Annotated in this window: 23 protein-coding genes; 7 read left to right on the top strand and 16 right to left on the bottom strand. The window is 39.0% G+C overall.

The window, feature by feature from the left end:
• Window positions 1-77 precede the first annotated feature (77 nt).
• Together CSP5_RS01135 and CSP5_RS01130 are read left to right on the top strand one after the other, a co-directional pair.
• Window positions 78-1,352 carry an adenylosuccinate synthase gene (locus tag CSP5_RS01135; RefSeq protein WP_148689488.1) on the top strand — a complete coding sequence of 425 codons (1,275 nt, stop codon included), beginning with the start codon at window positions 78-80 and terminating at the stop codon, window positions 1,350-1,352.
• Between the two features lie 245 nt (window positions 1,353-1,597).
• Window positions 1,598-2,686, top strand: a complete 1,089-nt coding sequence (locus CSP5_RS01130) for an OBG GTPase family GTP-binding protein (RefSeq protein ID WP_148689487.1) — start codon at window positions 1,598-1,600, stop codon at window positions 2,684-2,686.
• 100 nt (window positions 2,687-2,786) lie between these two features.
• On the opposite strand, the gene ilvA is transcribed toward CSP5_RS01130, so the two are convergent.
• The 4 genes from ilvA to CSP5_RS01110 all read right to left on the bottom strand — a co-directional run bounded on the left by ilvA (window position 2,787) and on the right by CSP5_RS01110 (window position 6,314).
• Window positions 2,787-4,013, bottom strand: coding sequence for a threonine ammonia-lyase (ilvA, locus tag CSP5_RS01125; RefSeq protein ID WP_148689486.1), 1,227 nt, complete (start codon window positions 4,011-4,013; stop codon window positions 2,787-2,789).
• Between the two features lies 1 nt (window position 4,014).
• A complete protein-coding gene (locus tag CSP5_RS01120) occupies window positions 4,015-4,647 on the bottom strand; it encodes a cyclodeaminase/cyclohydrolase family protein (RefSeq protein WP_021789286.1) in 633 nt (210 codons plus the stop codon).
• A complete protein-coding gene (ftcD, locus tag CSP5_RS01115) occupies window positions 4,644-5,540 on the bottom strand; it encodes a glutamate formimidoyltransferase (protein ID WP_021789287.1) in 897 nt (298 codons plus the stop codon). Before ftcD ends, CSP5_RS01120 begins: the two co-directional genes overlap by 4 nt.
• Window positions 5,541-5,696: 156 nt before the next feature.
• Window positions 5,697-6,314, bottom strand: coding sequence for a pyroglutamyl-peptidase I family protein (locus CSP5_RS01110; RefSeq protein WP_148689485.1), 618 nt, complete (start codon window positions 6,312-6,314; stop codon window positions 5,697-5,699).
• Between the two features lie 343 nt (window positions 6,315-6,657).
• Between CSP5_RS01110 and CSP5_RS01105 the strand changes: the two genes are divergently transcribed.
• Window positions 6,658-7,179 carry a hypothetical protein gene (locus tag CSP5_RS01105; RefSeq protein ID WP_077075843.1) on the top strand — a complete coding sequence of 174 codons (522 nt, stop codon included), beginning with the start codon at window positions 6,658-6,660 and terminating at the stop codon, window positions 7,177-7,179.
• Window positions 7,180-7,443: 264 nt separating this feature from the next.
• Here the strand turns inward: CSP5_RS01105 and CSP5_RS01100 are convergent, their stop codons facing one another.
• The 5 genes from CSP5_RS01100 to CSP5_RS01080 all read right to left on the bottom strand — a co-directional run bounded on the left by CSP5_RS01100 (window position 7,444) and on the right by CSP5_RS01080 (window position 10,096).
• Window positions 7,444-7,638 (bottom strand): hypothetical protein, encoded by a 195-nt coding sequence (locus CSP5_RS01100; RefSeq protein WP_077075842.1) that lies wholly within the window; start codon window positions 7,636-7,638, stop codon window positions 7,444-7,446.
• 4 nt (window positions 7,639-7,642) lie between these two features.
• Complete coding sequence (gene rpl12p / locus CSP5_RS01095; protein ID WP_021789290.1) at window positions 7,643-7,948, bottom strand: 50S ribosomal protein P1; 306 nt, start codon at window positions 7,946-7,948, stop codon at window positions 7,643-7,645.
• A gap of 14 nt (window positions 7,949-7,962) precedes the next feature.
• A complete protein-coding gene (locus CSP5_RS01090; protein WP_021789291.1) occupies window positions 7,963-8,889 on the bottom strand; it encodes a 50S ribosomal protein L10 in 927 nt (308 codons plus the stop codon).
• On the bottom strand, window positions 8,889-9,530 hold the full coding sequence (locus tag CSP5_RS01085; RefSeq protein ID WP_021789292.1) for a 50S ribosomal protein L1: 642 nt from the start codon (window positions 9,528-9,530) through the stop codon (window positions 8,889-8,891). The genes CSP5_RS01090 and CSP5_RS01085 overlap by 1 nt, the downstream gene beginning before the upstream one ends.
• 92 nt (window positions 9,531-9,622) lie before the next feature.
• Window positions 9,623-10,096 (bottom strand): 50S ribosomal protein L11, encoded by a 474-nt coding sequence (locus CSP5_RS01080; protein WP_021789293.1) that lies wholly within the window; start codon window positions 10,094-10,096, stop codon window positions 9,623-9,625.
• 54 nt (window positions 10,097-10,150) lie between these two features.
• Between CSP5_RS01080 and CSP5_RS01075 the strand changes: the two genes are divergently transcribed.
• Window positions 10,151-10,810: a 2-phosphosulfolactate phosphatase gene (locus tag CSP5_RS01075; RefSeq protein WP_172399370.1), complete on the top strand. Its 660-nt coding sequence runs from the start codon at window positions 10,151-10,153 to the stop codon at window positions 10,808-10,810.
• On the opposite strand, the gene CSP5_RS01070 is transcribed toward CSP5_RS01075, so the two are convergent.
• The 3 genes from CSP5_RS01070 to CSP5_RS01060 are packed head-to-tail and all read right to left on the bottom strand — an operon-like array spanning window position 10,791 to window position 12,839.
• Window positions 10,791-11,444, bottom strand: coding sequence for a 6-hydroxymethylpterin diphosphokinase MptE-like protein (locus CSP5_RS01070; protein WP_148689483.1), 654 nt, complete (start codon window positions 11,442-11,444; stop codon window positions 10,791-10,793). The genes CSP5_RS01075 and CSP5_RS01070 overlap by 20 nt on opposite strands.
• The gene (locus CSP5_RS01065) at window positions 11,441-12,571 is read right to left on the bottom strand and encodes a DUF373 family protein (protein ID WP_077075840.1); all 1,131 of its coding nucleotides are present in this window, start codon (window positions 12,569-12,571) and stop codon (window positions 11,441-11,443) included. The genes CSP5_RS01070 and CSP5_RS01065 overlap by 4 nt, the downstream gene beginning before the upstream one ends.
• A gap of 52 nt (window positions 12,572-12,623) precedes the next feature.
• On the bottom strand, window positions 12,624-12,839 hold the full coding sequence (locus tag CSP5_RS01060; protein ID WP_021789297.1) for a hypothetical protein: 216 nt from the start codon (window positions 12,837-12,839) through the stop codon (window positions 12,624-12,626).
• A gap of 202 nt (window positions 12,840-13,041) precedes the next feature.
• On the opposite strand from CSP5_RS01060, the gene CSP5_RS01055 reads away from it, so the two are divergent.
• The 3 genes from CSP5_RS01055 to CSP5_RS01045 are packed head-to-tail and all read left to right on the top strand — an operon-like array spanning window position 13,042 to window position 15,664.
• Window positions 13,042-14,103, top strand: a complete 1,062-nt coding sequence (locus CSP5_RS01055) for a hydroxymethylglutaryl-CoA synthase (RefSeq protein ID WP_148689482.1) — start codon at window positions 13,042-13,044, stop codon at window positions 14,101-14,103.
• Complete coding sequence (locus tag CSP5_RS01050) at window positions 14,087-15,262, top strand: thiolase domain-containing protein (RefSeq protein WP_241869825.1); 1,176 nt, start codon at window positions 14,087-14,089, stop codon at window positions 15,260-15,262. Before CSP5_RS01055 ends, CSP5_RS01050 begins: the two co-directional genes overlap by 17 nt.
• Window positions 15,263-15,664, top strand: coding sequence for a Zn-ribbon domain-containing OB-fold protein (locus CSP5_RS01045; protein ID WP_148689480.1), 402 nt, complete (start codon window positions 15,263-15,265; stop codon window positions 15,662-15,664). It begins immediately after the preceding gene.
• A gap of 3 nt (window positions 15,665-15,667) precedes the next feature.
• Here CSP5_RS01045 and CSP5_RS01040 read toward each other — a convergent pair whose 3' ends face one another.
• The 4 genes from CSP5_RS01040 to CSP5_RS01025 are packed head-to-tail and all read right to left on the bottom strand — an operon-like array spanning window position 15,668 to window position 18,923.
• Entirely contained in the window at window positions 15,668-16,126 is a 459-nt protein-coding gene (locus tag CSP5_RS01040; RefSeq protein WP_148689479.1) for a peroxiredoxin, read from the bottom strand.
• Between the two features lie 44 nt (window positions 16,127-16,170).
• On the bottom strand, window positions 16,171-16,632 hold the full coding sequence (locus tag CSP5_RS01035) for a DUF1947 domain-containing protein (protein WP_148689478.1): 462 nt from the start codon (window positions 16,630-16,632) through the stop codon (window positions 16,171-16,173).
• A gap of 3 nt (window positions 16,633-16,635) precedes the next feature.
• Window positions 16,636-18,045, bottom strand: coding sequence for a hypothetical protein (locus CSP5_RS01030; RefSeq protein WP_148689477.1), 1,410 nt, complete (start codon window positions 18,043-18,045; stop codon window positions 16,636-16,638).
• A complete protein-coding gene (locus CSP5_RS01025) occupies window positions 18,042-18,923 on the bottom strand; it encodes a transcription elongation factor Spt5 (protein ID WP_021789304.1) in 882 nt (293 codons plus the stop codon). Before CSP5_RS01025 ends, CSP5_RS01030 begins: the two co-directional genes overlap by 4 nt.
• Window positions 18,924-18,926: the final 3 nt, after the last annotated feature.

Raw genomic sequence — 18,926 nt, 5'->3', positions numbered from 1 at the left:
TCATCCCGATCTATAATTTTTTCCATCATTTCTTAGCAAAGGTAATTAATAGATGAAACAAATTCCATTGAAAAACTATGAGAAGCCTTGTACTTGGATTGCAATTTGGTGACGAGGGGAAGGGAAAGATAACTGATTTTGTTTCCGGAAAGGATTCAATTATGGTAAGATATAATGGCGGTACAAATGCCGGACATACAGTCGTCACCAGTAAGGGTACATTCAAGTTTCATCTCCTTCCTGCAGGTTCTCTTCGATCTAAAACAATTGTTCTTGGAAATGGTATGGTCATAGATCCTGAAGCACTTATTGCAGAGATTAAGACCGTACGACCAGAAAATCCAAGACTGAAAATACTCATAAGTTCAGCCGCTAATGTTGTTACAAAACTTCATAAGGCAATGGACAAGGCTCAGGAGGAGATGCGTGGTGCAAGCAAGATAGGAACCACATCCCATGGAATAGGCCCAACCTATGAAGAGAAATATTCAAGAAATGGTATTAGAATAGGAGACCTGAAAGATATAAATGTTGTCAAACAGAAGCTTTCGCTCATTTCAAGAATGAGAGAATCCGAGCTAAGGGGAACTGAATATCAATCGGAGGAAAAACTAAATCAGCTCGCCAATGAACTTGCTGGCTTCTGGCCACAGATCAAAGATTATGTAACAAGAACTGAATCATTTCTATTTGACTGCGTGAATAGTGGAGAAGAGATGGTTTTTGAGGGTGGTCACGGAACAATGCTAGACATTGATTTTGGATCATATCCCTATGTTACCTCATCAAATACAATTTCTGGCGCTATACATACTGGTTCTGGAGTTTCACTAAGAAAAATAAGCAGGATAATTGGTGTAATAAAATCCTATACTTCCAGGGTTGGTGAGGGGCCGTTTCCCACAGAGCTAAGTGGAACTGATGCAGACCGTCTCAGGGAGGCTGGTGCTGAATATGGTACAACCACTGGCAGACCAAGAAGAGTTGGATGGCTGGATATTCCTCTTGTGAAGTATGCATCTGAACTAAACGATGTTGATGAACTCTCAATCACTAAACTTGACGTTCTTGGAACTTTTAAGGAAATTTCCATATGTAAATCTTATAGACCGGAAGTAATGAATCCAATGAACGTTTTAATGGGTTACGCTATGGCAGAACCTCAATATATACACATGGATAGCTGGGGAAAACTTAAGGAATCTGAGATCGAACATATTGTTGAAACTGGTTATAAAAGTGTGCCACCCGAGATGAAGAATTACATTGAAACAGTAGAAACGCTATGTGGAAAGCCGGTAAGGATCATATCTATAGGAAAGATAAGGGAGAGCACTATAATAAAGGAATAATTATTTTTTATACACCAATGAAGAAAACTAAATCCATATAATAAAATTTTTTAACATCATTTTACCCTCTTCGTTTCAATAAATTGAGAATGTTTGCATGGAAAAATGCTCTACAATAAAAAGATAAATTAATACATTAACCATTATACGGAAATCGTAGTAGAAAGTTGCTGAAATGCTTCCATGATGGTGAAGAGTTCAGAAACTTTCTTTGTATGGAATTTGATATTTAAAGAGGAAAATAATTGACCACAATAGAGGATAGAATTAAGGAGATAGAAGAAGAGATTCATAAAACTAAATATAACAAAGCAACAGAATCTCATATCGGTCTGCTTAAAGCCAAGATGGCAAAACTCCAGCTTGACGCTGAAAAAGCCGGACATTCTGGTGGAAAGGGTGGGTTTTCCATCCCGAAATCTGGAGATGCTTCCGTGGCTCTGGTTGGCTATCCAAATGTTGGAAAAAGCAGTCTACTTAACGCAATTACAGGAACAGAAAGTGAAGTAGGAAATTTCGCATTCACAACCCTCACAGTAATTCCAGGCACTCTAAAATACAAGGGTACACAGATTCAGATCCTCGATCTTCCAGGAATCATAGATAATGCAGCCCTGGGGTCTGGCAGAGGAAGAGAGGTGTTAAGTATGGTTAGAGCAGTTGATCTTATTCTGCTTATATCTGATGTGGAATGCAAGGGAATGGACAGGATCATAGAGGAACTGAGAAAATCAGGTATAGTGATAAACAGGAAGAAAAAAAACATTTCAATGAAGCGCATGAATACAGGTGGAATAAAGATAAGGAAACCTAGGAGCCTTGACCTGAATGAAGATAGAATTAAGGCAATTGCCAAGGAATTCAAGCTAACAAATCTTGAACTTTACATAAGGGAGAATATAACTGACGATGACCTTATTGATTTTTTCAGGGGAAATGTTGTCTATATACCGGCACTTGTAGTCATTAATAAGATAGATATGCCTCACGATGAAAGTAAGATAGATGCAATGAAAAGATATGGTAAGGTAATAAGAGTATCTGCATCATCAAAGGTAGGAGTTGATGAACTAAAGGAGGCACTCTATGATGAGTTGAATCTTGTAAGGGTATTTCTCAGGAATAAGGCAGGAGTTATTGACTTTGAAAGACCCCTTGTTCTTACAGAAGGGGCAACCATAAGGGAAGTTTGCAGGAAGATAAGCAGGGAGATGATTGAATCTTTCAGATATGCTATAATAACCAGTGAATCTGCAAAAATAAGAGACATGAGGGTTGGCCTTGACTACGGTGTATCAGATGGTGATATTGTTACCGTAATCAGCAAATTCTGATATTCAACCATCACAGCAATTAATTAGTCAAATTAAGAAATATAGTCATTCCCTTCATTAAAAAATAATCAGATCATATGATGTAAAAGTTTAAAGAAACTCAATCGGATTTTACGACAAATTTATAGCCAGATTCTTTTAGTCTTTCAAGAAGTATATCGAGATGATCCTTGTCCCGGACATTAATACTGAACCGAATATTCTGGTAACCTACCGGCGTATCCTGAGAAAGGTTATCCACTTCTGCATGAAATATATTTGCTCCTGACGCGGATATGGAGGATGTAATTTTCTGAAGCGTCCCAGGCCTGTCAGGTATCTTACACTCGATCCTTACCAACCCTAGGTCTATTTCCATACTCTTGAATATTATTTTTGAAAGAAGGAGGAGATCAATATTTCCACCTGAAACTACAAGTACTGTAGGTTTTCCTTTTAAGTCTATCTTTCGTGACATAATGGCAGCCAGTGGTGCTGCTCCTGATGCCTCCACTACTATCTTCTGCCTCTCAAGTAACTTGAATAATGCATATGCCATCTGTTCATCGTTAACACTGACTACGTTATCCACATATTTCCTGATTAGTTCAATATTCATGTCCCCTGGATTCTGGACCGCAATTCCATCTGCTATTGTGAATCCTCTTGAACCAACTACTGGTCCACCTGAAAGATTCTGAATTACTGCATCACAGTTCTCGCTCTGCACTCCGTAAACCCTGGTTGTTTTTCCTGATTCCTTTATTGCCATTGCTATACCAGATATGAGTCCCCCACCTCCCGTCGGCACAATCACATTTTCAACCTCTGGCAACTGTTCAATGATTTCCAGACCAATGGTGCCCTGACCTGAAATTATGAACCTGTCGTTGAATCCATCTATGAATGTTCTGCCTTCGCTCAGTGCGATCCTCTTTGCCTCCAGATATGATTCCGCGTAACTATCACCATGAAGAAGTATTTCTGCACCGTAGTTCCTCACAGCGTTAATCTTAGCACTTATTGTGTAGGAAGGCATTACTATTTTTGAACTTATTCCACTTGCCCTGGCAGCAAAAGCTACCCCCTGCGCATGATTTCCAGCGCTGCAGGCCACAACACCGGCGGTCTTTTCTTTTTCGGTGAGCATACTTATCTTGAAAAGCGCACCTCTGGATTTAAATGAGCCTGTCTTCTGAAAGTTTTCGAGCTTCAGGTAAATAGGTGCATTGAACATGTCTGAAAATGTTTTTGAATACATGAGTGGAGTAATCTCTGTTTTTCCCCTGAGGAATTTTCTCGCATCCTGTATGTCCTGAAATGTTGGCATTTGTTTACTTTCTGACATACTACGCCTCACCTTCAGGATCCATCAACCTGTTGAATAGGCTTAGAGAATCCCTGAGAATGGTTTCACAGTCTTCAGAGAATAACTTGATTTTGAGTAGCTGTTCTTCACTGTAGGAGTTATTATTCATGTATTTCAGATTTATTCTAACATTTAGCAGTGCAGAGTCAGCGGCGGCTTTGGCCATGATGAGACCTGCTGCGGCGTCTGATGATGCGTTCCTGTTTCCTATTTTCAGTAACCTGCTGTTAAGCCTCATTGCTCTCTGGCAGTTCATTGCTATCTTCCATGGGCTCCTAATTGCATCTCTCATTGCCCTGTCCATTGCTTCCTTTCTGATCCTTTTTTCCTCATCGTTAGATTTAGGGAGTTTCCTTGCTGCACCAATCCCATTAAATGATGCCGTATCCTCCTCTATTCCTGCCATTAGTAGCTCTTTTACTTCAATCATTTCATTTGTTATTCGGCGAATTTCTTCCTGCTGGTCTTCGTAACCTTTCTTCCCTTCAGTTAAACGAGAAACCATCAAACCGAGAGAGGCAGATACTGCTCCTACAAGTGCAGCTGCAGATCCACCACCTGGTGCAGGGGATGAGGATTCAAGTTCTCTCATAAAATTATTTAGATCAATCATTCCCACACCTTCTTTTCAAATATCTGATTTGACTTGAAGCTATTCATTCTCATGTAGAATCTTGAGGATTCTATAATTGCATCCAGAGGGATTAGACCGATAACTTCTGACTCCATTATCTCTATACCATACCTTGATGCTTCAAGTCTCACCATTTCATATGCTCTGTATACGGGAGTTTTCTTGTAATTTGTTAGGTTCATAGATATCTGGACACATTTCTTGTCTTCAAGATAAAATGCCAGAGCCTTTACGAAACTAAGTCCGCCATCTTTAGCCCTCAGAGCCTTTGCTATTTTCTTTCCAATTTCCATGTCCTGAGATCTTAAATTAACATTGTATGCTACCAGAAAATCTCTTGCTCCAATAATAGATGCTCCAGCCTTGCTTAATTCAAGAGGACCGAAATCCGGTATATAATCTCCCTTTCCAATCTCTGTCTTCAATTGCTCATACTGAAAATTCTTGTGCCTTATATTCTCAAGATTCTTTCTATTTTCCGCTAAAGCAGCATCCGAGTACAGGAATACCGGGATTTTCAACTCTTCTCCAACTCTCTTTCCTAACTGATTTGCAAGGTCTACACATTCCTTGAGTGAAACCTCCGACACAGGGATGAATGGAATAACATCAGCCGACCCAAAACGGGGATGCTCTCCCTGATGACTGTCCATATCTATTAATTCAGATGCTTTTCTGATTCCCCTGAAAGCAGCTTCCACTGCATACTGAGGTTCGCAGGTAAATGTAACAACGCTTCTGTTATGACTTGCATCCATTTCCATATCAAGAATTTTAACATTTCCAACGGAGGCAATTTCCCTTGTGATTGCTTCTACTTTTTCTCTATCTCTGCCTTCACTAAAATTTGGAACACACTCCACTATCTTCATAATACCCACATACAATTGAGGAAATTAAATTAACTCTACTATTATATCACCTTATTCTGCCACAATAATGAAATGTTCAAAATTTACGCCTGAAATACAATTTTTGATTTAAGAATAATTGATAAATTTTATCTGATACCTTATATCCACTTAGGTTTATATTTTAAGAATTTCACTTTGTACAGCATGCCTTAACCCTTCAATCATTAAATTCACAGGCAGACTGGGGTAATTTTTTCTCATTAATTTAGCTGCATACTCTGTGTTTACTGGAAGATGAATGAAACCGCCTTTTATGTTTCTCTTTCTGCATTCTCTAAGTATTATGAACAGTGCATTGTTACACAGATAAGCTCCTGCTGAAAAACTAATTTCTGCCGGGATTCCCATAAAGTTCAGTTCGTCAACCAGAGATTCCACATGCAGCATGGAGAACATACCATCGGGAAAGCTTTGATCTATCTTTTCACCATTTACTGTTTTTCCGCTGTTGTCAGGATTTGTAGAATGTTTATAATTCATTCCTATTTTTTCAATTGACATTTTAGATCTACCAGCTGCCAATCCGGTGCCAATTATCAGAACGGGATTGATCTTATCAATTGCCTCAACGAGTCTAGATTCTATTAAAGAATAATCTACGGGCAATACCTTTCCGTGATATTCAATATTGTCTTCGATTCTTCCATCAAAATACTCCGCTAATATTTTAGACGGATTATCTGTGAATTCAAGAAATGGCTCAAACCCTGTTATCAAAACTTTATTATTCACTATTATGTAGTGTTATCATGAATATTATCTTCTCTTTCTGTGAGTTACACCCTACTAAATGATTAAACTGTCAGTTATATTCTCTATCCAATTACACTTCTATTCATGAATTACTCTTCTCCTTGTTTTAAGTTTATATCTAAGATTTTGTAATGGTATAAGATCCAACATACTAAAATAATCCAATTAATGCACAAGTGAATGGGTATAGATCTATCTATTTGAGTTAGAATTGTTTCATATATGTGGATTAAAGTTCAATTATTTATCTAAGAGAATGAAAATTATACATCAATGTTCGGAAATTTTAATTAACTCTTTTTCTATGGTATGTAGGATTTCAATGCGTAAAAATATAGTTATTATTGGGCTCATTCTACTTATCGTAGGAGTGGCTCTTTTCTATGCAGGAGGAGACCTTGGAATTTCAGGAATTGCCACTTCTCCAACGTTTACCGAAAAAGGAACTTCCAAGTGGGAGAGTTCCAGCATTAATGTTTCATCTGGTCAGTTGCTTGTGCTTACTTCAAATAACAGCAAAACGGCTCTAATTCCCAGCAGTGATGCGAGTGTAGTCACTTCAAGCAATGTTGACAAATATGAGGTTAATGGTTCTACCACCACTACGTCTGGTGTAACAACAATTGAATATACCAGTATAACTCCCGGAACATATGTTATTGTTACATTTGGAACTTATCAGGCGAAGGTTACAATGATTAAAAAATCCATTGATTCACTACTTGTATCACTTCTTCCTGTTTTACTCGGTGGTGTTTTAGGGTTCGTTGGATTTATAGTACTAATAGTTGGATTAGTGTTAAAGAAGAAACAACTACCTCCTAATCCAGATATGACGTATTAACCAATTTTTAAAAAAATCATTTACTTTTTATTGCCGACTCAATCTAAATTAAATAAACATAAATTAGTTAAGGCTTAAGTCTGGTTTTATATTTGATAAAGTCTGGAAATAAGTTCATATCAAAATTTTTTAAATTTACAGATGAGACGATTTATTGAGAATACCTGTTTATGTATGATGAACAAAACAGTAGTTTGTATTTCTATATGTACATCTAAAAGTGTTATACAAATGTTCTCGGATTTTTTCCTATTGATAAAATAATTAAAAAGAGTTGTTCCTTTCCCTTCGTTCCTGAGAATCTGGAAGGGTTAGAAGTTTATAGAAAAGTGAAGTGAATATCCAGATTATCGATATTGCAACCCACAGTGCATTAGGTATTACAAATATAGACACTACGAAAATTGCTATGGGAAGAAAATAAAGAATAATTCCTGAAATAAACTCTTTCCAGTTCATCTGTTCATCCGAATAATGAACTCAGGCCAGCCATTGCATCTTCTTCGTTTGCTTCAGGCTTTTCCTCTTTCTTCTCTTCCTTCTTTTCCTCTTTCTTTGCAGGTGCCTGTGATGGAGCAGCGGCTACAGGTGCAGCTGCTGCGTGCTTTATTACATCCTCAATATTCACGTCCTTAAGACTTGATACTAAAGATTTCAGTCTTGCCTCATCTGGTGTTACACCAGCGTCCTCAAGCACCTTTTTCAGTTTTTCCTCATCTACTTCTTTTCCTGCTGCATGAAGCAACAGGGCTCCGTATATATATTCCATTCTTTTTACCTCCTTTATCCGAACAGGGCTCCAAACCCTGCAGCCCCATCCTCTTCCTTGGGCTTTTCTTCCTTTGTCGCTTCCTTTGTTTCCTCGGGTTCTCCCTCGAGTTCATTCTGTAATGCTGAAGCCTGCGATACAGCCTTCAGAATGAAAGATGCCATGTTGTTCTCGTCTACGAAATTGGCTTCCATTGCGAGTGACTCTGCCTGAATTCTTGCCTTCACTATTAATTCTGGCATTATTTCCTTCACAATGAATGTTATGTCAGTTGCAAGTACCTTACCCTGCGAGAATGCAGATGCAATATCAGCCATTACCTTTTCTGGTGTCAGAGACATGGCTTCTCTGTCAAATATGATGCCATCTTCATATGCAGAAACTACATCGAGACCTACATCCAGGGGCAGAATTTCAAGTTTTTCAAGGATCTTTGCCTTTTCTTTTGATATTTTGTCCCCTTTCTTGACAAATAGCATTTCCTTCTTTATTACTATCTTTCCCTTTTCGATAGCTGCCTGCAGCCCAACTTTCTGAAACTCACTGATCATTGGGCCAGGTGGGAAATTTGTATCCTTAGCTGGCACAACTATATCCTCTTCTGCAATTTCTCCGCCCCTTGCAGCTGATTTTTGCCGGTTCTTTTCCAGTTTTGAGTATAACTTTGCAGGTGAATCTAATGTTGTTACAAGTGCTATCTGACCGCCCACAAATTCCTTTAGTTTTTCTATATTTTTCTTTCCTGCCTTTTCCAGGGCTTTTTCCAGAAGTGTTCCTCTTACCACTCTTATGGTTGCCTCTCCCTTCAGTGCTCTTCTAATCCCCTGCAACTGTTTATTTCTTATACCTTTGATACTTACAAATGCAGTCACTGGACTTTCCGAGATTGTGGATGCAATATGATCAACCAAATCAACTTTCCATTGGGGTGTAACTGTCATCACAAATCACCTTCATCTATCTTAACAGCCTTACCCATTGTTGTTTTTATATATATGCTGTCGATGTTCCCATAACCTTTTTCAAGATGGGCTGTGATTCGTTTTATGACTTCTCTCACATTATCAGCTATATCCTTCTCTGGCATTGTCTTCATTCCAACGGGTACGTGGAATGTTCTCTTATCCCTGCTCCTTACTCTCACTGTTTTTTTGAGTGAGACTATGAGACTGGAAGGATCCTGACTTGGGGGCACAGCTCTTGGGATTTTACCTCTTGGACCAAGAACCTGACCAAGTGATCGTCCAATTGTAGTCATAAGATTAGCCTCCGCAAGGAAGAAATCCGCCTGGTTTACTATTTTCTTGAACCCTTTCTTGTCTTCGGCGAATTTGGATAGATCCTCTGCGCCAAAAACGTAATCGGCTGTATCCTTCACTTTTCCCCTCATCTCTTCACTTCCAAATAAGGCAACCTTGATCTCCTTTCCCCTTCCCTTGGGAAGTGAGATCTCATCGTTAATTCTGTTTTTAGGATTGCTTAAATCAACCCCTTTCAGGTTAACTGAAAGATCAAGAGATTCTGTAAATTTCCTCTCCTTTGACTCTTTTAATGCTTGTTTCACTTTTTCTTCTATTGACATATTTCCCTCCTGAGGCTTTGCCGCAGTAAAACGGGATTGTTCTACTATAGCTTCTTTATCCCCTATTGAAATGTGGAATTAAATATTTTCCCTTATTCTATCTTTATTTCTCCGCTAATAATCAATTTCTGGACATCTCTTGCATCCTTTCCATCCACTTTTATTCCTGATGAAAAAGCAGTTCCCAGAACCTCGAGCACTGCTCCTTTAAGATCGTTTGCCATCATAGAATCTTTCTTTGCCAGAGCGACCTTCTTGATTTGTTCCAATGTAGCATCACCTGCTGTTACTTCCTTTCTTTTACCTGAAGCGACCTGAATTCCTAGTTCCTTCTTCAGCAGAGCAGATGTGGGTGGAACTCCTACCTTGATCTCGTATGTTTTCTTTGCTGCGTCTGTAACAGTTAAGATTATTGGAACCTGCATTCCTGCGAAATCTTTGGTCTTCTCATTGATTTCCTTCACGACCTGTCCCAGGTTAAGTCCCAGAGGGCCTAGAGCTGGACCAAGAGGTGGTCCTGTGGATGCTTTGCCTCCTTCAACCATTGTTCTTACTTCTTGTGCCATGATAATCAAAGGGTATATGTGTTTCATTTTAATACTTTTTTACTTTTACCATGTGTGGAAGTAAATATTGTAAACGGGAGGAAGGAAAATCAATTTTCTAAAAACCCAAAAATTCTCATAGATATATACAGATCAACAACGACCATGCCGCTGATGCTTAAGAAAGGCGCGAGTAAGATAATTCCAGTAAGTTCAGTATCTGTCGCAAAGAAAATGAAAAATGAATATCCTGATTACATTATTGCCGGTGAAAGGTACGGGTTCAAGGTTCCCGGCTTCCAGATGAGTAACTCCCCCTATGAGGTTATGAATACAGATCTGGATGGAAAAACAATCATTTTTACATCAACAAATGGAACAAAGGTTCTGAATAAAATAAAGGATTCTGAAGTGATTTTTATCTGCTCCTATGCCAATGTCTTTGCAACACTACCCTTCCTTAAGAATTTCAGTGTTATCGAGGCTGTTCTTTCAGGGAGACCAGATGGCTATGCAGATGAGGATTATTACTTTGGAATGTTTGTTAAAACATATATGGAAACTGGAAAAGATCAGTTTGATTATTACATAGAACAGACCAGGAAGGGACAGGGTACAAAAAGACTTAGCATGATAGGTGGAAAGAAAGATGTCGAGCTATGCCTTCAAAGAGATCTGGTTCCATTTCCAGTTATTTTTCAAAATGGAGAGATTATCAGAAAACCTCAGGAATGAAGTTAAATTCTTTTCCATTTCTTTCACTGGCTGAATCAAGTATTATCATCTCGGCGAATCTCAGTTTTTTTGCCTTATCTCTGCTTCCATATTTGCTGACTGGAGTCCTGAAATCGAAGCCGTCCAGTCTAATGGTCTGAGCTTCAAGAAACTGTGCCAGTTTAACTGCTCTATCACCATCTGTAAACCCATGTAGATTTAACAGGTTTTCTGTTTTGCTAGACTGGCATGTGCCCAGAAAATCTCCTTCAAGCGCTGGGACGAACTCCATTATTCTCTTTATGTTGTCTCCGTGGGCATGTATGCAAAGTACTGTTCCATCTTTCCAGCAACTCATGATCCTTTCGAGGTTTCCATCTAGATCTGTTACAATTATATCAGGTACAAAATTTTTGAACCGGTCTATGGCAGAATCCGCGACAACAGATACCACACCTTTTTCTTTTCTTTCTATTATTTTCCCTGCTGGTCCGTATATGATAAAATTACCATTTCTGAACGAATTAATTCTTTTAATGAATGTTACCTGATGAATTGCCATTGCACTCAGAACTTTTGTAGAAGTATAATCTGATTTGCAGTCTATTACAAGCTCCCTGCAGATTCTTTCGTATAGGTCTTCCCACTGTATCATGTCTGATCTTTACTTGTGTAACTTCCTGATCCAAGAAAGGCTGTCCTTTTTCTGTGTACTGCTGCTGTTACCAATGCAACAACTATTCCGACCATAATTATGATTAAAGACTCTAGCGCCTGATTAAACCCAACATATTTCAGTGAATATCTCAGGTATCCAAGTATCCCAAGAATCAGAAGTTCTGCCGATAGAGAAAATGAAACAGCGTAAAAAAGGGTATCAGATCTTGGAGATCCGCCGATGTAGATATCTGCTATCTTGAATAATGCTCTTGTCACGATCGAAACGTAGACCCATAACCCAAATATCTGAAGAAAATAAAGTATTCTGTCAAGAGGGAGCATCTTAAGATCATAGAGTATGGAATATGTGGACGCTATACCAACAAGGAATATTCCAATGGAAACTATTGTTGATATGAACATTACCCTGGCTTCCTCTGAATATGCCTTAACCTCGTTTAAAACCTTGTCAATTCTTGTTCTAATATCAAAGCCACGCTCTGTGAAATAACCTCCAAGAACTACTATAACAAGCGTGTAAGCGTACAGGGAAGGACTTGTTGTCAATCTTCCAGTAAGGTCGAAGAACGCCACAAACGAAAGAACAGCTATACCATATACAAGAAGGATCAGACCGACGGGAATGAAGATTTTCTTAAGTAATTTCTTGTCTTTCATTGCCTTAACAATATAATAGTAAAGTGATTCTATATTCTGATTGTGCCTTACAATTATGTGCTTAACATATCTAATTTTTGTCCTAGAGAGAATTAGTGGAATTACATAATCATCCTCTGCACCATCTGATATTAGAATACAATCTGAATATTTTCCCTCGGAGAATACATCATCAAGCTGCTTTGAAATAATCTCGTCTGATTTTTCTCCCACATCATCATCACCTGTAACAAGAGATATTTCAACATCTTCCCCTCTTGACTGCAGGTCTTCATAATGCTTAAGAGCGCCAAAAAGAGCGTTTGCATCAGAATCTTCTGGGTCAGCGGTTATAAGCTTTACCGCTGCATTATAGCACTGGGAATAACCTACTACCGGTCCCTTCACACCGGACTTTTCTCCGTAATCATTATCCCTGTCTATATTCAGAATTAGAGTGGTCATTGCCCCTTATCTGCATGTATAAGAATATACTTAAATTTATGTGTAAGATAATTTACTTTGTTACGTAATAACCTGCACTTTTTTGTCTTGCAATCCTCTTAACATAGGATTTGTTTAGCAATTCTTGAAGAGCAGCATTAACAAGAGCCTTACCAAGATTTGAGGCTTTCATTATGTCATCAGCAGTCTTCAGTTTATCTTCTGATACTGCGTTTATTTTTTTCAGTGCATCGTAAACCTTTTTTGCGTTTACTGATAGTTCATCCATTTTGTTCCCATTGAGATAGATATTATATCTATTTATTTTTTATTGATATTATTCACTAATTCTTATTGCATTATGTGTCCTTGTCGGATTTCATGTTTACTGACTTTATCTTCATTTTTTCTAACTTATGAAGTTTATATTAGTCATCTGTCGAAGCCATATTTAACAATTTTTAAATATCTTTGAAATTTTAACCCTAAATATGGGAAAATACGGAATAGTAAGTTATGGGAGTTATATCCCAAAATACAGGATCAAACCTGATGAAATAGCAAGGATCTGGGGTGAAGATCCGGAGAATATAAAGAATGGTATTTACATTCTAAGTAAATCTGTTCCGTCTCCAGATGAAGATGTAGCAACAATATCTGTTGAGGCTGCAAGGACGGCATTAAAACGAGGAGGTCTCAGGGGAGAACAGATAGAAGCTATGTATATAGGATCAGAAAGCCATCCCTATGCAGTAAAACCAACTGCAACAATTGTGTCTTCAGCAATAGGAGCAAATTTTGACATGTTTGCAGCAGATTATGAATTCGCCTGCAAAGCAGGCACTGCAGGGATGCAAAATGTCCTTGCAATGGTGCAATCAGGAATGATAAAAATGGGAATGGCTATTGGTTCGGATACCTCTCAGGGAGCACCTGGTGATGTATTAGAATATTCAGCATCAGCTGGGGGAACAGCCATGATCATAGGGAATGAGAGCGTTGCCGCAGAGATTAAATCAACCCTTTCTGTTACTTCAGACACACCAGATTTCTGGAGGAGAGAAGGGCAGCCATATCCAACTCATGGAGAGAGGTTTACAGGTGAACCGGCCTATTTCAAACATGTTGTATCTGCAGGAAAGGAGATGATGGCGAGAATGAAAACCAAACCTGAAGACTACGATTATGCAGTATTTCATCAGCCAAACGGTAAATTCCCTACCAGGGCGGCGAAATTGCTGGGATTTGAGGAAAAACAGTATAAGGAGGGTTTGCTCACTCCTTACATTGGAAACACATATTCTGGAGCCATGATGGTTGGACTTTCAGCCATACTTGATGTTGCCAAGGATGGCGATAGAATACTTGCTGTATCATTTGGTTCAGGGGCAGGTTCTGATGCGTTTCACATCGAAGTGAATTCGGAAATAGAGAATCTGCATAAAAGTAGTGCAGTAACTGTAAGGGAGTTGCTAGAGGATACAATATTCCTTGATTATGGAATGTATGCCAAATTTAAGAAGAAATTAATACTGGGTGAAGACGTTGAGTAAGGGTGTTTACATAATAGGAGCTGGAGAAGCAAAATACGGAGAATTGTGGGATCGATCACTGAGAGATATTGCAGTGGAAGCGGGGCTAAAGGCTGTTGAAGATGCAGGGATTAGAACAAGAGATCTTGGGGCCATTTATATGAGTAATAGCCTTGGAGGAGATATAAGCAGACAGGAACATTTAAGCGCACTGATGTCAGATCAGGCAGGGGTATCTTCGGAATACATCCCATCGATGAGAATCGAAGCTTCGACTGCATCCGGAGGTGCAGCCATAAGAGAAGGATATCTGGCAATCAGATCAGGGGAGTATGAAACTGTAATGGTAGGAGGAGCGGAAAAAATGACAGAACTATATGGAAACGAGAATATTGACATAACCTCCTCCATTCTTGACAGGGAATGGGAAGCATTTGAAGGTGGAACTCCTGCTGCTCTAGCCGCCCTTTCTGCTAGAAAGTACCTGAAGGATTTTAACGTTTCTAAGGAAGTTCTTGCAAAACTGTCAGTAAACGACCATCTAAATGCAAGTCTTAATGAGAATGCACATTTCAGGAATAAGATAACGATTCAGCAGGCTCTGAATGCTACGCTGATTGCTGAACCTCTCAATCTAATGGACTGCGCACCTCTAAGTGATGGTGCATCAAGTATTATACTTGCTTCTGAAGAATATGTCAAAAAACATTCCATAGATGGTGTTAAGATTTTGTCATCTGCTATGTCTCAGGGTCCATTTGCACTCCACAGCAGGGAATGCCTCTACACAGTTGAACCTACCAAGCTGGCGGCAAGAAAGGCACTTAAGGATGCAAACCTGAAGAACTCCGATATGTCTTTTGTTGAAATCCATGATTCGTATAATATTTACGGGTTGATGGCTCTTGAAGATCTGGGCTTTGCTGAAAAAGGGAAGGCAAAAGGTCTGATCGAAGAGGGTATAGCTCTTAATGACAGATTGCCGGTTAATCCATCTGGAGGTTTAAAAGCTAAAGGATTTCCCTATGGTGCAACTGGTGTTGGCCAGGCAGTTGAGGCATATTTGCAATTAAAGGGTAAAGCAAACAAAAGGCAGGTCAAAGATTCAAAAACTGCTATGATACATAACATGGCAGGTTCAGGAGTTGCATCTGTTGTTCATATACTGGGGGTGGAATAAATGGGAGAATTGTCAAGAATGTGGAGAGAGAGCCCAAACAGATATAGATTACTTGGAAAGAAGTGTGGAAATTGTGGTAGGATATATTTTCCCTCAAGGGACATTTGCCCTGTGTGTCACAGAGATTCTATCGGGAAAATGGTTGATCACGAGCTTTCAGGTGATGGTGAGATATTTTCGTTTACTATAGTACACGAAGCACCACCTGCATTCTCACGACAAAAACCATATGTTCTGGCGTTGATCAAACTGGATGAGGGTCCTATGGTCACAGGTCAGCTTGTAGATTTGGGAAATGCAGAGATAAAGGAAGGGAAAAGGGTTAGAAAAGTTTTCAGGAAAATAGCTGAAGATGGAAAAAGTGGAATAATCTATTACGGCTATAAATTTGTACTTGCCTGATCCTTAATTTACTAATTTTAATTCTTTTAATTTATTCATTACCTCTTCAGTGTGACCCTTTGGTGATACTTTGGGATAGACATAAACTACCGTTCCTTTGCTGTCCACTATGAACGTTACTCTTTTTGCAGACCTTTCACCAAGTACGCCAAACTGTTCGCTTATTTTCTTACTGCTGTCCACAAGCAACGGAAAATTCAGGTTGAATTTTTCCTCGAACTTCTTGTGAGATTTCTGATCATCCACTGATATTCCAAATACATTGACTCCCTTTTCCCTGAACTGTGAAATGTTATCCCTGAATTCACATGCTTCCACTGTACATCCGGGCGTATCGTCCTTTGGATAGAAATATATAACTGCAGGCTTTCCCATAATTTCTTTTGTTCCAATGCTTTTTCCATGCTGATCTAATGTTTCGAATTCCGGTATTTTTGAACCAACTTTCAATAATTCTGCCATAATCTAGTAAGGATTGTTTCAATAAATACCTTTCTAACCCCGTTTCACTGGGTGCATGGGTTTTTGGCTGGTGACATGATTATTTCGGCGGCTGGGCCTTCTCTTGATACCTTTAGCTCCTCTGTTGATTTTGTTGCTATGCCCACTGCAATAAACCTGCCTGTTGGGTCCTTTACGTAGACAAGGCTTCCCGGTCTAATGCTTTCACCTATCTGGGTTATTCCCTTACCAAATAACTTAGCTCCATTCAGAATGTGTGGCACTGCACCATTATCCACTGTCACAGACGAAATTTCAGGTTTTATTGCATTCAGAAGATCAATTGATGGGAGGAGTCTGTCCTCTTCGTAGGCAATGAACCTTCCACCAATTGAATAGCATTTCTTTCCCTTATGCTCTTCAACTTCTATGTTAGAATTGGAAAAAAAATCAGCCCAAAGATTATTTTCCCTCAACTTTTCAAAAAAAATCTTCATATCTTTCTTTGACAGGACGTGACGTGCCATGATTCACCTTATTATTTTTGATATCTCCTGAAATGTTTCATTAGGGTTATTCCATGGGTCTTTTATAATTCTCATTACATATTCCATTATCATCCTTCCTTTTACTACTGCATCACTAGATATCTTCCATGACTGGCTCCTGTTAAGCTTGTAAATTTCCTGTATGCAATACGCAACAGCCTGACTATCAGTCTCCTTCATTGACATTTTTGATATGTAATCTGTTAGTGATTCTGGTTGCTCTGTGATGCCTATTGCTATAAGATCTGCCAGCTGTGATGAAGGTGTCGACCATGACTTCAACTTCATTCTTTCTTCTGTCTCTTCTAGCTTTACAGCCCTGTTAAGTCTGTCAAGGATTTCGACTGGATTTCCTTTCATTACCTCCTTGTGCTTCTCTGTGGCTCCAGGATAGAGTTGTTCAACTATCTGTTCCCCAATTTCTGGCCAGACAGTTTCGTATAGTTTTCTGGTGCTAGCATCATCAATGTATATGCCCTCCCCTGATGGCCATAGTTCAGATATGATCTTTTTTTCTCTTTCGGAAATGTCTATTTTTGATAGAAATGCATTGATGTCTGGAAAAGCCTCTGTCCCGATAAGGAATAGCCCAGATGATTTTGCAAGGTTTCTCCTTCTTGATACAATCTGTTGAAAGAAGTCTGAATCTGTCATTCCTCCAGATATATAGCTCGCAAAAATGCTGCTCTCTGATTTGTCTGAAAATCTTGAAAGTTTTGAGATTTTGAATGAAATTAGCTGCGTTGGGTCCTTGCAGAGTATGTATTTGAATATCCTTGTAGGAGTATTTATTTTTGACATTGAACCAGCCAGCAAAATTGGTGAACCAAAGATGTATAATTCAGTATAATCATCCCCTGTTCCAACCTCCAAGAGACCTGTACTTTCTTCTATGGAATATGAGATATTTTCTTCTTTTAAAATGTTCTCAATAAACTTTGATTCTGGTGGTGTGCTCCTGCAGGTTGCCCGGTAGTATGATCCTGCTGAATATATTACTGCCTTCCCTGATGATACTATACGTGAAAAACTCAGCATTCTGAAGACGTCATGCTTTTCGTTCTGGATGCCAGCGAGTACATACTGGTCAGTGTCTCCCTTCTTGAAAAACGTGGCAGTCCCATGGGGTGTTTTAAGCAGCCCAGAGAATGATAACTCATCATCATCAATTGCCCTCTTTGTTTCAGCCAGCCCCCTGAGAAATTCGTCATGAGATTTTGCAAATTTTAGGAGATCAACCTCTCCGTTAAGTTTTTTTTCATATGCGGTGAAAGGGCAGAACATGACTTTATCAAGACAGTCGGGAACTAAGGTTTTTGGATGTTTTAGCGTTTCCTCAATATTTCTTATCCTTGCTTCGTTTCTCTCTCTTGATTCCCGTTTATAGCTCATTGCTTCTTTCCACTTTCAATTACCCTAATATCCTCTGCCTTGACCTTTACGGGAATTAGCATAGCAGACTCTATAAACTGAACCGTCACTTCTTCTTTTTCATGGTCGATATTCATGATTCTGGCCTTTTCTCCCTTAAATGGCCCCTTTACAAGTTCAACGAATGATCCCAGTTCAAGACCTGCAACCGCAGGCTTTGGAGTGAGTTGTTCCTGTATCTCCTCTATATTTATTGCTCCTTCAACAACACCCTTGAAATTCCTCATTGACCTTCCAAGATATGGTATTCTATCAGGGTGCATGGTTTCCAAATAAAAGTATCCCCTCAACTCGTATGGAGACATTATTGCCATTATTTCCCTCTTTGCCGTGGGATTAAGAACAGTTCTCTCCTCTAGATCCTTTTCATCGGAATTTAGAAGATTTGTGGCAACCTCAAGTTCCTTGCCAACATTTGTTTTTACGGCAATTATTACTGGTTTGAGGATGATACTGTCTGTGAAATTTGCAGAGTGGATTCCATCTTCAGATGCTATCCTTATGCGTACCGTAACGCTGTCACCTATACTTCCCCCCTTAGGTGAATCAATGGTAAACATCATTTCTCTTACCGCATGTCCCTCAAGCTCAAGCTTCTTCTCGAATTTCTTATCTCCATCAGGACTGAACTGAAGAATTCCTCTATCATTATTTGTAAAGTCCATTTCCCAAATGATGGACGAATCAGCTTGTATGAATTCCATTGATAATTCTATTTTAAAAGTCCTTTTTTCCTTCTCAATATTCCTTATGGTGACAGGTATATTTACCTTCTGTCCACAATAAGAATTAATTTCCTTACTCTCACACTCGATCCATTCATATTCCTGTATGCTCATTCT

Source organism: Cuniculiplasma divulgatum (assembly GCF_900083515.1).
GTDB lineage: Archaea > Thermoplasmatota > Thermoplasmata > Thermoplasmatales > Thermoplasmataceae > Cuniculiplasma > Cuniculiplasma divulgatum.
This window is presented reverse-complemented; position numbering and strand designations above follow the sequence as displayed.